The organism is Baaleninema simplex PCC 7105 (genome assembly GCF_000332355.1).
GTDB lineage: Bacteria > Cyanobacteriota > Cyanobacteriia > Cyanobacteriales > Geitlerinemataceae > Baaleninema > Baaleninema simplex.
In genome coordinates this window covers 1,803,429-1,816,985 of record NZ_KB235958.1, presented here as the reverse complement: position 1 = coordinate 1,816,985, position 13,557 = coordinate 1,803,429, and the positions used below count along the sequence as shown (strand labels likewise).

Here is a 13,557-nt window from a genome sequence, read left to right as displayed (position 1 = left end):
AAAAATTGAAGATTCGAGAGCCAAAACCCTTGAAATCTCGTGAAGTTAGTTTTTCTGTCACCCTAAACTCCGAAGAGCCAAATAAACTGGCTGAGGTTCTGGGATTCAAATATGGCTGGAATCCAACAGTTCAAGAACTTTTAGAACAGCAGGCACGAGACGCTGGAATAGAAGAAATTCAATCATTCGATCGAGATAACAGTATTGAAGACGAATTAACCCAACTCAAACAAGAACTTAAAACCTCAGTTTCTTCAACGCACTCTCCGAGTAAGTCCGGAAGTTCTTTTGATAATTTAGAAATCATATTTTCTGAACTAGACAGTTTAGTAGGATTACAGGGTCTTCGGAGTTTGTGGTTAAAAACGTATAAAATGATACAAAAAATCGAAAATTCGAGAGCCAAAACCCTTGAAATCTCGTGAAGTTAGTTTTTCTGTCACCCTAAATTCCGAAGAGCCGGATTACAAAGCCTTAAACAGGAAATCAAAGAGCTTGCGAACTTCCTAAAAATCCAAGAACTCCGAAAAAGTCATGATTTAACCCCGATCTCAATTTCGCTACATTCCGTCTTCTGCAGACCGCCAGGAACAGGAAAAACGACTGTTGCGCGTTTAATTGGTTCGATTTATCGAGAACTTGGCATTCTCGCAAAAGGTCATCTCGTTGAAATCGATCGATCTGGACTTGTGGCGGGATATATCGGACACACGGCTAAACAAACTGAAAAGGTCATTGAATCGGCAATAGATGGCGTTCTTTTTATTGATGAAGCCTATTCGCTAAAGCCAGAAGGTGCGAAAAGCGATTTCGGACAGGAAGCGATTGATACACTCCTCAAACGAATGGAAGATTATCGCGATCGTCTGGTGGTGATTGTCGCTGGATACAGTGACGAAATGTCACGGTTTATCGAATCCAATCCGGGTTTACAGTCTCGATTTAACCGATATTTTTATTTTGAAGACTATCTTCCTGACGATTTACTGAAGATATTCGATGCTCTTTGTCAAACTCACCATTTTGAGTTGACTTCTGAGGCGCGATCGATTCTCCTCAATGGCTTAATGGAGTTGTACGAAAACCGAAATAAAAATTTCGGAAACGGTCGATTGGTGAGAAATATTTTTGAGAAAACTATCGAAAAGCAATCCAGCCGACTCGTGAAGTTATCCAACGTGACAAAAGCTGAAATGTTACAGCTTAAAACTGAGGATATTGCTTTACCTGCCCAGAGATAGATCGCAACAAAAATTATTGAAATTAATCTCAGCCTAAAACTATTTAGTTTTTTTAGATTGGCGTTCTGTACTCTCTAAATCTGATTGCAACGTCGTCATCGCGTTCGACATTTTTTCCACTGACAACGCAGACACTTTCAACCACAAATCTAGAAAAATATCGCTGCGAATAATTCCAGTTTTATAGGGAACTAACTGTAATTATTTTTCTTTTTGTAACACAAACTCATCGAAAAGCCGATCCATTATTTGAACTTTAATATTTACGATCGACGGCGATCTCGAAAAGGCTGGAAAGGTGTTTTTGACGCAACTGTTCTAGGATTCTGTTTGAATGTTGCTGGTGAGACGTTGGGTTTCGTTCCTCAAGCCAACCTACAATTTTAATCAAATAATTCTGAAACCAGACAGCGAAAACCGGGAAGTTGCGGACTTGTAAGCGTGTCAGAAGGAAATAACGTCACCGCCAGTTTCAACACCGACTCTTCGCGACGATACACTTTCAACTCTGGTAACTGTCGATCGATAATCCAATATTCCAAAACTCCCTCCGCCGAATAGAGTTTGAGTTTGAGTTCGTAGTCTCGTTGGCGATCGCGCTGGGATTTAGACACGACTTCCACCACTAAATCGGGAGATGTCGTTAGATGTCCCGATTCATCTAAAGAATTGTCGAGTCGTTCTTGACGAATCCACACCACATCGGGAATGACACTGTCGGTTTCCGAAAAAATAATTCCCGGTGCGATCGCCGCTCGTCCCAAACCCGTTTCTCGACACCAGGCTTTTAACGCAGCATAGACGTTTCCCACAATTTCCTGATGTTTCCAATGGGGAACGCGAGTTACGAGAAGTTCTCCATTAATAATTTCGTATTGATTTCTAGGGTCATCAAATAACTGTAAATCTGAAACCGTACAGTGATTTTTTTTGTGATGAAGAAGTCATTTTTAAATCTGTTCGTTAAATCGAGTGTTTAAACGGCTACTCGAGTTCGAGCGAATTCTACGGGTTGTAGACTTTGGCTAATAAAATTTTTCCAAATCGAGTTTTTAAAAATATACAAGACCGTTTTCTAATCGGATTTCACCCCAGTTCGATCGAAGCCAAGTCGTTGAGAAGCCAGATGAGGTAAAAATCTTCCATTCTGGCTTTGAAGACAAGTCGGGAAGGTGAATCCTCGGATGAATTGAATTGGGAGAAGAGATTAACGACATCCCAAGCTGTCGCGAGTAGCCACGCCGGTAACGGAATTGATGCCGTCAGCCCGATCGCACATCAGAGAAACTTGATAGCGATCGAGTATCGTTCCCGAGAAATCTGCCCCGGTAATGTCTGCTTCGATAAACGTGCTGCTGCTGGCGATCGCATCGGTAAAAATCGCGTTGGAGAGATTGGCGCGATCGAACACCACGCGATCGGCAAAAGATTCCGATAAATCGACTCCGGTTAAATCCGCCTCAAAAAAGCTACCCTTCGTCAAAATCGTACCGTGGAGGTTCGCCTCTTGGAAGTTTGCCCCTTTCATGTTCGCCCCAGCGAAAGAAGTCCCTTCGAGATCGGCTCGGGCAAAATCCCGATAGCGCAAGTCAGTCAGCGTATAGTCTACTGTATTGTCTCGCGCCCGCGCCGTCGCGGGAACTCCCGTCCACCCCAACACCACCATCGCGACAATCGCGACGCACTGCATCAGTCTCCGCCAAACCTTGCGATCGTTCATCTCCGGCCTCTGTCCCTCAACGGTCTCTCATCCAAACTGTTATACCACCTAGAGTTCACCGATTCAGAAGACAGACTGTCAGGGGTCAGTGATATCGATCGCCCCAAAAGACCGACCTTCTCACCTAAAATCGATACTGGACTCACCGGCCGAAGGGGTGAGCCTCACCATCAGGGGCGACATCGATCGTCGAGTTTCTTCAGACGACAACCGCATAATAATCACTAGCGATAAAGCGCGATCGCCGAACCACTCGACTCGTTCAACACTATGGATTGCCCAACCGTCTCTTGTATGTTGAAATCTCCATCTCCCCTTAAAGCCTCGCCCAAACCTCACAACACACCGGCAACCTTCTCTCCATCGCCCCCCCGCAAGCGTACCAAAGAGCGCTTCTTACTTTACGGGGCCTGGGCAATTTTAGTTTTATCTTTAATAGCGATGGTGGCAACCGGTTCGTCGTCGTTCGATCGCTCCACCTCCACCCCCGAGACACCTTCGAGCGAATCTCCCGCCCAACCCTAGCCTCGCTCCCGTCACCTCCCGAAAAAGCGTACAATAACGAACAGATAACGACGCTTTGGGAGACTCGACGTGTCCGCTTCCCCTACCGTTTTACTCGTAGACGGTCATTCCCTCGCCTATCGCGCCTATTACGCCTTCGCCAAAAGTCGCGAGGGCGGATTGCGTACATCTGGCGGTATTCCCACGAGCGTCTGTTTCGGCTTCGTGCGATCGCTCCTCGACACCATCGCCAGCCACCACCCCGATTACGTCGCCATCGCCTTCGACACCCGCGAAGCCACCTTTCGCCACGAAGCCGACGCCAACTATAAAGCTAACCGCCCCGAAACGCCAGAAGATTTCATTCCCGACGTCGAAAACCTCAAAACCCTCCTCGACGCCTTCAACTTCCCCATTCTCACCGCCCCCGGTTACGAAGCCGACGACATCCTCGGTACCCTCACCCGCCACGCCAGCGATCGCCACTTTACCGTCAAAATCCTCAGCGGCGATCGCGACTTATTCCAACTCGTCAACGACGCACGCCACGTCAGCGTCTTGCACCTTCCCGGCGGCTACGGAAAAGGGCGCAACGCCCAACCCGTCGAGTACCACGAAGCCCAAGTCAAAGACAAACTCGGCGTCTCTCCCGCCGAAGTCGTGGATTTCAAAGCCCTCTGCGGCGACAGTTCCGATAACCTTCCCGGCGTCAAAGGAATCGGCGAAAAAACCGCCGTCAAACTCATCGACGCCTACCACTCCCTCGACGGAATCTACAACGCGATCGACGAGATCCGAGGCGCCCAGAAAAAACGCCTCGAAGCCGGAAAAGAGGAAGCCTATCACACCCAGTTCATGGTTCGCATCGAGTGCGAGGTTCCCCTCGACATCGACTGGAACGCCTACCAACTCCAAGGCTTCGACACCGCCAAGGTGCGCCCTATCCTCGAAAAACTGGAGTTGAAATCCCTCCTCGACAACCTCCACCACCTCCAAACCCAACTCGGGGGAACCCAACCCGCAGCCGACGCCCCCGCCGAAGCTGAAGACGAAGATACTTGGTTTTTCAGCCCCGAAGACACCGCCAACAGCCAACAGCCGCAAAACTCCGACATTACCCCAGAGATTATCGATACCGAAGAGAAGCTGCAAGCGCTGATCGATCGCCTCCAACGCCACACCCACCCCGAAACCCCCGTCGCTTGGGATACCGAAACCAGCAGTACCAAACCCATCGACGCCGAATTAGTCGGATTGGGCTGTTGCTGGGGAGACGCAGCCGATGCGATCGCCTACATTCCCGTCGGACATACTCGCGGAACGCAACTCGACAAAACCACCGTCTTAGAAGCGTTGCGCCCGATTCTCGAAAGCGACGAATACCCCAAAGCCTTACAAAACGCCAAGTACGATCGCCTCGTCTTACGAAGCCAAGGAATCGATCTCAAAGGCGTAGTATTCGATACCATGCTGGCGAGTTACGTTCTCGATCCCGAAACCACCCACAACCTCAGCGATTTGGGACTTCGCCACCTCGACATCACCGCCCAAAGTTATAAAGAACTCGTTCCCAAAGGGAAAACCATCGGCGAAATAGCCATTCCCCTCGTCGCCAACTACTGCGGAACCGACGTTCACGTCACGTATCGCCTCGTTCCCCTACTTCGTCAACAACTCGCCGAAGTTCCCAAGTTGCAGAAACTCTATAACGACGTGGAACTTCCCCTCGAACCCGTCTTAGCAGAGATGGAGTATTCGGGAATTTGCATCAATGTCGAATATCTCAAAAACTTATCGAAAAAACTCGAATCTCAACTCGATAGCATCGAACGAGAAGCCTATAAAGTCGCCGGTGAAGAATTTAATTTAAAATCGCCCAAACAACTGAGTACGTTATTATTTGAAACCCTAGAACTCGACAAGCGAAAAACCAGTAAAACCAAAACTGGATATTCCACCAACGCCGCTGTTTTAGAAAAACTGCAAGGGGATCATCCCGTCGTAGACTGCATCCTCGAACATCGCACCTTATCGAAGCTGAAATCCACCTATGTAGATGCTTTGCCAGAACTGGTACATCCAGACTCTTGCCGCATTCACACCGATTTCAACCAAGCCATTACTGCAACTGGGCGCTTGTCATCCTCGAATCCCAACTTACAAAACATTCCCATTCGCACGGAGTTTAGCCGCCAAATTCGTAAAGCCTTTGTTCCCCGAGACGGATGGATTCTCGCCGCTGCCGACTACTCTCAAATCGAATTGCGAATTTTGGCACATTTGAGTCAGGAACCGGTATTAATTGAAGCCTATCAAAACAACCGAGACGTACACCGTTTGACGGCACAATTATTGTTTGAAAAAGACGAGGTTACTTCGGACGAACGACGGTTAGGAAAAACCATTAATTTCGGCGTCATTTACGGAATGGGAGCGCAACGGTTCGCCCGCGAAGCCGGAGTGAGTACCGCCCAAGGGCGAGACTTTATCGATCGCTATAACGATCGCTACGCCAAAGTGTTCGAGTATCTTCAGCAAATGAAACGAGAAGCGATCGCCCACGGTTATGTCGAAACCCTCTTAGGGCGTCGTCGCTATTTCAACTTTGAATCGGGAAGTCTGCGAAAACTGCAAGGTTCTAACCCCGACGACATCCAACTCGACAAGTTCAAACGTCTCGGATTGGCGGATTCCCAAGCGTTGCGGGCAGCGGCGAACGCCCCCATCCAAGGCTCCAGTGCCGATATCATTAAAATTGCGATGGTGAAGCTGTTCGACTTGTTGCGAGACTACGACGCCCAACTCTTGTTGCAAGTTCATGACGAATTGGTGTTCGAGCTTCCCGAGTCGGAGTGGGAGAGATTACAACCGCAGATTAAAGAGGCGATGGAATCCGCTGTAAATCTCAGCGTTCCCCTGGTTGTGGATATCCACGCTGGAGACAACTGGATGGAAACGAAGTAGTTGATGGGGGAATAGGGAACGGGGAACGGGGTTTTCCCCATCCCATCACCAATTGCTTTACATATTCAACTACATGGTTATAATGTAAATAACTACTCGACAGACGTAAGATTTCGGACAACGCCGACAACCCCCTAAAGCTGATGTCTGTCGGGTAGCTCTTTGCAGTTTATCGGACGAAAGCACCATGAAAACAGCACTCGTTCGCGGGGTGTGGAGTCTCGTTCTCGCCCTGTGCTGCCTCACTGTATGGAGTTTACCCGCTCGCGCGCAACAAGTCGATCCGGCGGAACTCTCGAACGCCGTTAACGAAATCGAACAGATCGATCGAATGCGTTCCGGGTTGGCGTCTACCATCGAAGACAGCCCCACCGAACCCACTCTTCAGACGATGAAAGAAGTCTGCAAACCAGTAGGAATGCGGGCGAAACAACTCGGAGAAGAAACTGGGTGGCAAGTCAAACAAATTGCGAAGAAATATCGCAATCCCGCCCACGCCCCGGATACGGAAACGGCAAGTGAGGCGTTAGATTTGTTTGAGAAAAACCTCAATTTGGTAGGATTTTGGCAAGAGGAAACGATTGACGGACAAGCGGGAACTCGTTATTATCGTCGAATTAACGTCGAATCCAGTTGTTTGGCGTGTCACGGCGCGAAAAACGAACGCCCGAAGTTTGTGAAAGAAAAGTATCCTCAAGATTTAGCTTACGATTTTGAAGTGGGCGATTTGCGGGGGATGTATTCGGTATTTATTCCTTATCTGGATTGAGGTTTGAGTTCAAATTTTTTTTGAAAATTTAAACTCAAAATCTAGTTAAATAGTCGATAAAATTTTGCATTTTTTAAACCCTGACTTTTTGAAAATGTTGGGGTTTTTATATTTTTAAAATTGACAGTGTAGGTTAACGATCGTTCATTAACGAAATTCACCCTCTCGGTGCTAGCTAGGTTTCTGGCGAGATCCCCAGCATCTCCAAGATGCCAGGGATCTGATGGGGATGTTCCCTGTTCCCTATTCCCTGTTCCCTGTTCCCTATTCCCTGTTCCCCAAAATTAAAACCTTATTAAAAATACGATCGCTCTCCTCAATCCTGCGTTAAAATTTTTGTAAATTACGCTTGACAAATATCGCTTATGCTATCTGTTTTTCAGGTTCTCAAATCCGTTCTCAAACCTTTGATGGTTCTGGGGGTTTTTCTCCTCGCCATTACCACCGTCAACCTGTCGGCGAACGTACCTCCGGCGTTTGCCAGAATCCAACAACAAACCGAAGCCCCCGGACAAGTCGTCTACCAAGCCAGACATACCTTAAAAGACAGCAAAGGAGACGCTTGGCAAGTCATTTTATACAAACGCATCAAACAGACAGACAACGAAACCATCGCAACGACGAACTTACGGTTAGCGGGATTTCCCGATGCCGTTGAATTCGTCCATCCCGACGAATTAAAAATCGAGACCGATCGCGGTCAAACCCTTACCGCCCCCGATCGCTTCGCCGAAAAAAATCCCGCCCCCAACATCGGAGAATACCAACTCAACGCCGTCGTCAACCAACTCCCCGAACGCGGCACCTTAAAACTGACCCTTCCCGTGCGAGAGGGCGATCGCATCCTGCAAATTCCGTATCCCGTTATATTAGAATGGCAAGACGTGCTGAACGAAACCGGGGGTGTCGCCGATTTTCAGTCCTAGTTCTGCGCCCCATCACATCTTAAAAACGACGACTGAAACAAAACGGCGGTGACTCTCGGTAACAGATACAACGATCGCTCGTTTCTCAGCACGTTACCCTCAAACAGAGCCATTTCGACCGAACCCAATGTCAACCGCCGTTTCTTCCCCTTCGACCCCCTTCGAACTCGATCGCCTGCAACGACTCGATCGACTCTACACCCGAATCGCAGGCGTCATCCTGGCCAAACAACATCCCGTTACCGGACTCTTACCCGCCAGTACCGCTATCACCGACCACGGCGACTACACCGATGCCTGGGTGCGGGATAACGTCTACAGCATTCTCGCCGTCTGGGGTCTCGGCCTGGCCTACCGCAAACTCGACAGCCAACAAAGCCGGGCTTACGCACTCGAACAAAGTACCGTCAAACTCATGCGGGGCTTGCTGTGCGCCATGATGCGCCAAGCGGCGAAAGTCGAACGCTTCAAACATACCCAAGACCCCCTCGACGCCCTCCACGCCAAATACGACACCAACACCGGCCACATCGTCGTCGGCGATAACGAATGGGGACACCTGCAAATCGACGCCACCTCCGTCTTTTTGCTGATGTTGGCACAAATGACCGCCTCGGGACTCAACATCGTGTTCAGTCTCGACGAAGTGAACTTCGTGCAGAACCTGGTGTACTACATCGGACGCGCCTATCGCACCCCCGATTACGGCATTTGGGAACGGGGCAACAAAATCAATCACGGTAAACCCGAACTCAACGCCAGTTCCATCGGCATGGCCAAAGCGGCTCTCGAAGCCATCGATGGCATTAACTTATTTGGGATGCGGGGCGATCGCAACTCCGTCGTTCACGCCCTCCCCGACGATATCGCCCGGGCCCGCATCACCCTCGAAGCCTTACTCCCTCGGGAATCCAACTCCAAAGAAGTCGATGCTGCTACCCTCAGCGTCATCGGATTTCCCGCCTTCGCCGTCGAAGACCGGGCTTTGCGCGATCGCACCTACCGTAAAATCGTCGAAAAACTGCAAGGTAACTACGGATGCAAGCGGTTCCTGCGCGACGGACACCAAACCGCGATCGAAGATAGTACCCGACTGCACTACGAACCTCACGAACTGCTGCAATTCGAGCATATCGAATGCGAGTGGCCGCTGTTCTTTGCCTACTTATACCTCGATCGCTTGTTCGAGGGCGATCGTGAGGGAATCCAAGAATATCGCGAAAAATTGGACGCCGTTCTCGTCGAAAAAGACGGCTGGAAGCTGCTTCCCGAACTCTACTACGTCCCTGAAGATCTCATCGACGCCGAACGGGAAAACCCCCATTCCCAAAAACGCCTCCCCAACGAAAACGTCCCCCTCGTGTGGGCGCAAAGCCTTTACTGGCTGGGACAAATTCTCGACGAAGGCTTCATCGAACTCGGCGATATCGACCCCCTAGGACGGCACTTGCAACGCCACGGAACCCAACAATCCGTCGTACAAATTGCCCTTCTCAGCGAAGACGAAGACCTACAAGCCGAACTGGCCACCTACGGCATCGCCACCGAAACCCCCGATCGCATCGACCCGATTCAAGTTCGCTATGCCGAAGAACTGACTTGGATTTACCACCAAATCGGACGCAACGACAAACTGAATTTAAGCGGTCGTCCCATTCGGCGATTGCGGAGTCTCACAACCTCGCGCATTTTCCGCATTCGCGACGAAACCATCGTCTTTCTGCCCTCGTTCCTCAACCAGAAACAGTTTTACCTAACCCTCGACTACCACTTCCTCGTCGCGCAACTCAAAAGCGAAATCGCCTACACCTCTCGCCACTGGTACGACTTGGGGCGTCCGACGATGGTGTTGATGCTGACTCGGCAACTGGTGGAAATCGGACAGGATGCCCTGTTAAACCTGATGTTGCAACTGCGAGACGGTAAATGTGAAAACACTCCCGTTCGCCTCGGACGCCTCAACCAGTTGATGTTGACTTCGGGAACCGAACGGGTGAACTTCCTCCACGAAGCCGAATTCGTCAAACCCGCCCCGAAAGAGGTGACGGTTCGCAGTTCCTATCTGATTTACAACCCTGCCAAAAGCCAACCCCTGACGCCGACACAGGAGTTTAGCTTAGAATGCGAGCGGGATGTAGAGGTGTTGTTAGAGCAGTTGCGCCGTTCGGAGAACATTTACGAACAAGTCGAAATCCTGCATACTCTGGTGAATTTGGAAGGGTTGGAGTTCGATACCGGGTTCGGTGGCGACAGAGAAGTCACGGTGGCAGACTTGCTCGAAGAACTCTACAATCGCGCCAGCAACGTGAAAGTCGATGGCGGCGAAGTTCAGGTTCACTGGGCGGTGGTGCGTTACGCGGCGGCGTTGTTAAATAAGATGAGTATCGGACTTTCCGAAGCCGTTACTGACATTTTGGTGCGTCAAAAACACATCGCGATCGGCAAGTCGTACAGCGAAGATTCGTCGATTACGAGTCCGTTGCCTTACGAAGAGTTAATCGAAAAAATCGCCCATTTCTGTCGAGAAGATATTCGCGATCGCGTCTTAACACAAGAAATTCTAATTTATTTAGGCATTACCATTCAAGCAGAACCGACGCTGTTTGACGGGTTGTTGACGTTGCGCGTCGGCTATTTAATTTTGTTGTTAGCCAGCGAAATCGTCAGCGAATTTGGCGTGACGCAAGACGAAGCCTACGGGAAATTAATGCAGTTGAGTCCGTTTGAGATTAAAACGCGACTGCGACAGGCGATTACCGGATACACCGGATTCGATCGCCGTTTGCAACAACAGGAATCCTTGCGCGTCAAACCTTTCGGAAAGGCGATCGATTGGCAGGTGCTTCCCGCCGAAGACAGCGACGGACAACCAGAAGATTGGCTGCGGAAACGCAAGCGGGACGGTGCAGCCGGACGAGTTCCCAAGAATTTCTATCCCGGCGTTTGGACGATTCTGAAACACTGTAAAGGATTGGTCATCGGGGACAAACTCGAAAGTCGAAACCGCCTCGATAGCGAGTTAATTTTGGCAGAGATGACACCGGGAGAGAAAAACTTCGCCTTGCGCGTCGAGTGGTTGCTCAACAAAATTCAATCCCCGCAATACCGACATTTAACCATCGAAGCTTTGATGGAGTTAAAAGCGATATTCGATCGCAACCCCGACCTACAAATTACCGACTATATCGTTCTCGACGTGTTGATCGGTCACGCGGTGCGTTTGGCGTGGAACGAACGCTATCCCGAACGGATCGATCGCTACGAGGAGGACAAAGCCGCCGCCTGGAGTCGCTTTTACGAAGCCTCTCCCTACATCTGCGCCAAGGCGATCGTCAAAGCCTTCCAGTTCCTCAGCAGCACCGCCAGCGAACCCGACGAATCGCCGGAAGACGAAGCGGTAGCGTCGGTGTAGCCAAGCCGGGGAGAAGGGGAGAGGGGGGAGAGGGGGGAGAGGGGGGAGAGGGGGGAGAGGGGGAGAGGGGGAGCAGGGGAGCAGGGGAGCAGGAGAGAAGGAAAAAACTGTCAACTGTCTCCACTGCCTCGCGGTTCACTGTTCACTGTTCGCGGTTCACTGTAAAAGGCTGGTGACTGTTCGAGCGATCGCTCTCGCGAAGGGCGATGGTTTGTTGGGGGATACCGATGCGAATTCCCGCTTCGTCGAAGGCTAACTTCAGGCGACGGCGATATTCCCGTTCTACGTTCCACTGTTCGATGGGTTTGGTTTTAATCCACATCAAAATCCCGATACCCGTTTCGTCTACCAGTTCGACGCCGATTAACAATGTCGGATCGATAATGCGATCGCTCCAATCGGAATCGGCTTGCATCTTAGAGATCGTGTCTTTCATTACTTGCATCGCCTGCATCGCATCGGTGTCCGGGGTGACACGAATGCGGAAGTCAATCCGCGACCATTCCTTGGTGAGGTTGTGAACCACGTTAATTTGACTGTTGGGAATCGTACTCAACCGTCCCCCGTCACCGCGAATGCGAGTAATGCGGAGATTCATGTATTCGACGAATCCCGCACCGTACCCCACATCGATCACGTCGCCGACAGCAAACTGATCTTCCCAAAGAATCAGAATCCCGTTGATGAGGTCTTTAATGAGGTTCTGAAATACGATCGTCAACGCAACCCCGAAAATCCCCGCCCCAGCTAACAACGAGTCGAGGGGGACTTTTTGTAAGCCGAGGAACCAGAGGACGCCGATAAATCCGGCGATGAAACTGGTCATCCCTTTCAACGCGGCGGCCAGCGTCGGCGCACGCAAAACGAAGCGTTGAGAGGCGCTCGGATCGATCGACTGTCGTTCGACCCAAGATTGTAAAAAGCCGTCGATCGCGATATCGCTGGCTTTGTTGGCGATGCTAACCGTCAACCAAATGCCGAGCAGTTGAAGCGGAACGTCCGACAACCAGAGGGATTGAGCGCGGGTTTCGGGAAACTGGAACAAGATCCCGATCGCTCCGCCCAATACCAGCGCCACCTGCAACCACTGCAACACGCGCCGCAGCAAGATCGCAATACTGATACGGCGTTCGAGGGCGATTTGAGGAATCAAGGCATTGAGAAATTGTATCGACCGAGTCGGCGATCGCGATTCGGCGGCGGCGATCTCATCTTCCGGAGACGGTAAATCTTCTAGATGTCGCTGACTCGAGAGTTCTCGATATCGATGTTTTAACCGACGCTGCAACAGCCACAAAATTGGCGTTAGAACGGCGACTACCGCAGCGATGACCATCGCCGTTTTCGTCCGGCGGCGTTGGGCTTGAGGTTGTTGTTCCTGCCACGCCTCGATCAAAGCATCGCGAAGCCTGTCTTTCCAACGCTGGGCCAGGGTTTCTACCGGAGTATCCGTCAGTTCCGCGTCTAACTCCGTGACCGTCATTATCACGCGCGGCGACAAATCGCGATCGTCCGAAACGAGGATAATCGGTTGATTGTTGAGGGTTTGCGTATAGGCGCGCAGCGTCTCGGGATCGAACCCCTGTTCGAGAACGGTGTTGAGGACGCTTTCAATTTCTGCCACCCGCCGTTCGATCGGAGGGATGCTCGCGTTCCCACTCTCGCTCGGTCGCTTCGAGGCTACCTCGAAAATCGGCAATCCGTTGAGTCGCACGGGAGCCGATTCGAGTTCGCCTTGCGTTGGCACCGGAAGCGGAAGCGGAGTTTGTGCGACGACAGGGGGCGTCATCCCAGGTTCGATAATGGCGATCGAGGCAAATGCCAGCCATACGATCGGGATAAAGCGCACGATACGCCGCGATAACCGTCCGGCAAAAATGCGACGCAGTACGACTGCGATCGAGGGTGGATTGGACATGAGTAGTTCACCCCGTTCGAGAAAACGTCTTTGACAACTTAGCGGGACTTAAACGGTAAAAAAGGTAAAATAAAAGCAAAACCCTTGACTGACAAGGATTTAA

At 50.7% G+C, this 13,557-nt stretch carries 9 protein-coding genes and 1 pseudogene; 7 read left to right on the top strand and 3 right to left on the bottom strand.

The features are described from left to right. Together GEI7105_RS29925 and GEI7105_RS29920 are read left to right on the top strand one after the other, a co-directional pair. Positions 1-425, top strand: a 425-nt coding sequence (locus GEI7105_RS29925; protein WP_035492507.1) for a hypothetical protein, incomplete at its 5' end; no start/stop codon positions are given. A gap of 60 nt (positions 426-485) precedes the next feature. Further along, positions 486-1,241, top strand: a complete 756-nt coding sequence (locus GEI7105_RS29920) for an AAA family ATPase (RefSeq protein WP_083862350.1) — start codon at positions 486-488, stop codon at positions 1,239-1,241. Between the two features lie 383 nt (positions 1,242-1,624). Here the strand turns inward: GEI7105_RS29920 and GEI7105_RS29915 are convergent. Then, positions 1,625-2,131: pseudogene (locus tag GEI7105_RS29915) on the bottom strand (Uma2 family endonuclease); the annotation flags it as partial. Between the two features lie 317 nt (positions 2,132-2,448). Next, positions 2,449-2,961 (bottom strand): pentapeptide repeat-containing protein, encoded by a 513-nt coding sequence (locus tag GEI7105_RS0110085; protein ID WP_144053743.1) that lies wholly within the window; start codon positions 2,959-2,961, stop codon positions 2,449-2,451. 270 nt (positions 2,962-3,231) lie between these two features. On the opposite strand from GEI7105_RS0110085, the gene GEI7105_RS37060 reads away from it, so the two are divergent. The 5 genes from GEI7105_RS37060 to GEI7105_RS0110060 all read left to right on the top strand — a co-directional run bounded on the left by GEI7105_RS37060 (position 3,232) and on the right by GEI7105_RS0110060 (position 11,536). After that, on the top strand, positions 3,232-3,486 hold the full coding sequence (locus GEI7105_RS37060) for a hypothetical protein (RefSeq protein ID WP_144053742.1): 255 nt from the start codon (positions 3,232-3,234) through the stop codon (positions 3,484-3,486). Positions 3,487-3,555: 69 nt separating this feature from the next. Further along, positions 3,556-6,429 (top strand): DNA polymerase I, encoded by a 2,874-nt coding sequence (gene polA, locus GEI7105_RS0110075; RefSeq protein ID WP_017660347.1) that lies wholly within the window; start codon positions 3,556-3,558, stop codon positions 6,427-6,429. A 187-nt stretch (positions 6,430-6,616) separates the two neighbouring features. After that, positions 6,617-7,198, top strand: a complete 582-nt coding sequence (locus GEI7105_RS0110070; protein WP_017660346.1) for a Tll0287-like domain-containing protein — start codon at positions 6,617-6,619, stop codon at positions 7,196-7,198. Between the two features lie 365 nt (positions 7,199-7,563). Further along, positions 7,564-8,124, top strand: coding sequence for a DUF3122 domain-containing protein (locus tag GEI7105_RS0110065; protein WP_017660345.1), 561 nt, complete (start codon positions 7,564-7,566; stop codon positions 8,122-8,124). 127 nt (positions 8,125-8,251) lie between these two features. Further along, a complete protein-coding gene (locus GEI7105_RS0110060; RefSeq protein ID WP_017660344.1) occupies positions 8,252-11,536 on the top strand; it encodes a glycoside hydrolase family 15 protein in 3,285 nt (1,094 codons plus the stop codon). 142 nt (positions 11,537-11,678) lie between these two features. On the opposite strand, the gene GEI7105_RS29910 is transcribed toward GEI7105_RS0110060, so the two are convergent. Continuing rightward, complete coding sequence (locus GEI7105_RS29910) at positions 11,679-13,454, bottom strand: mechanosensitive ion channel family protein (protein WP_017660343.1); 1,776 nt, start codon at positions 13,452-13,454, stop codon at positions 11,679-11,681. Positions 13,455-13,557 lie beyond the last annotated feature (103 nt).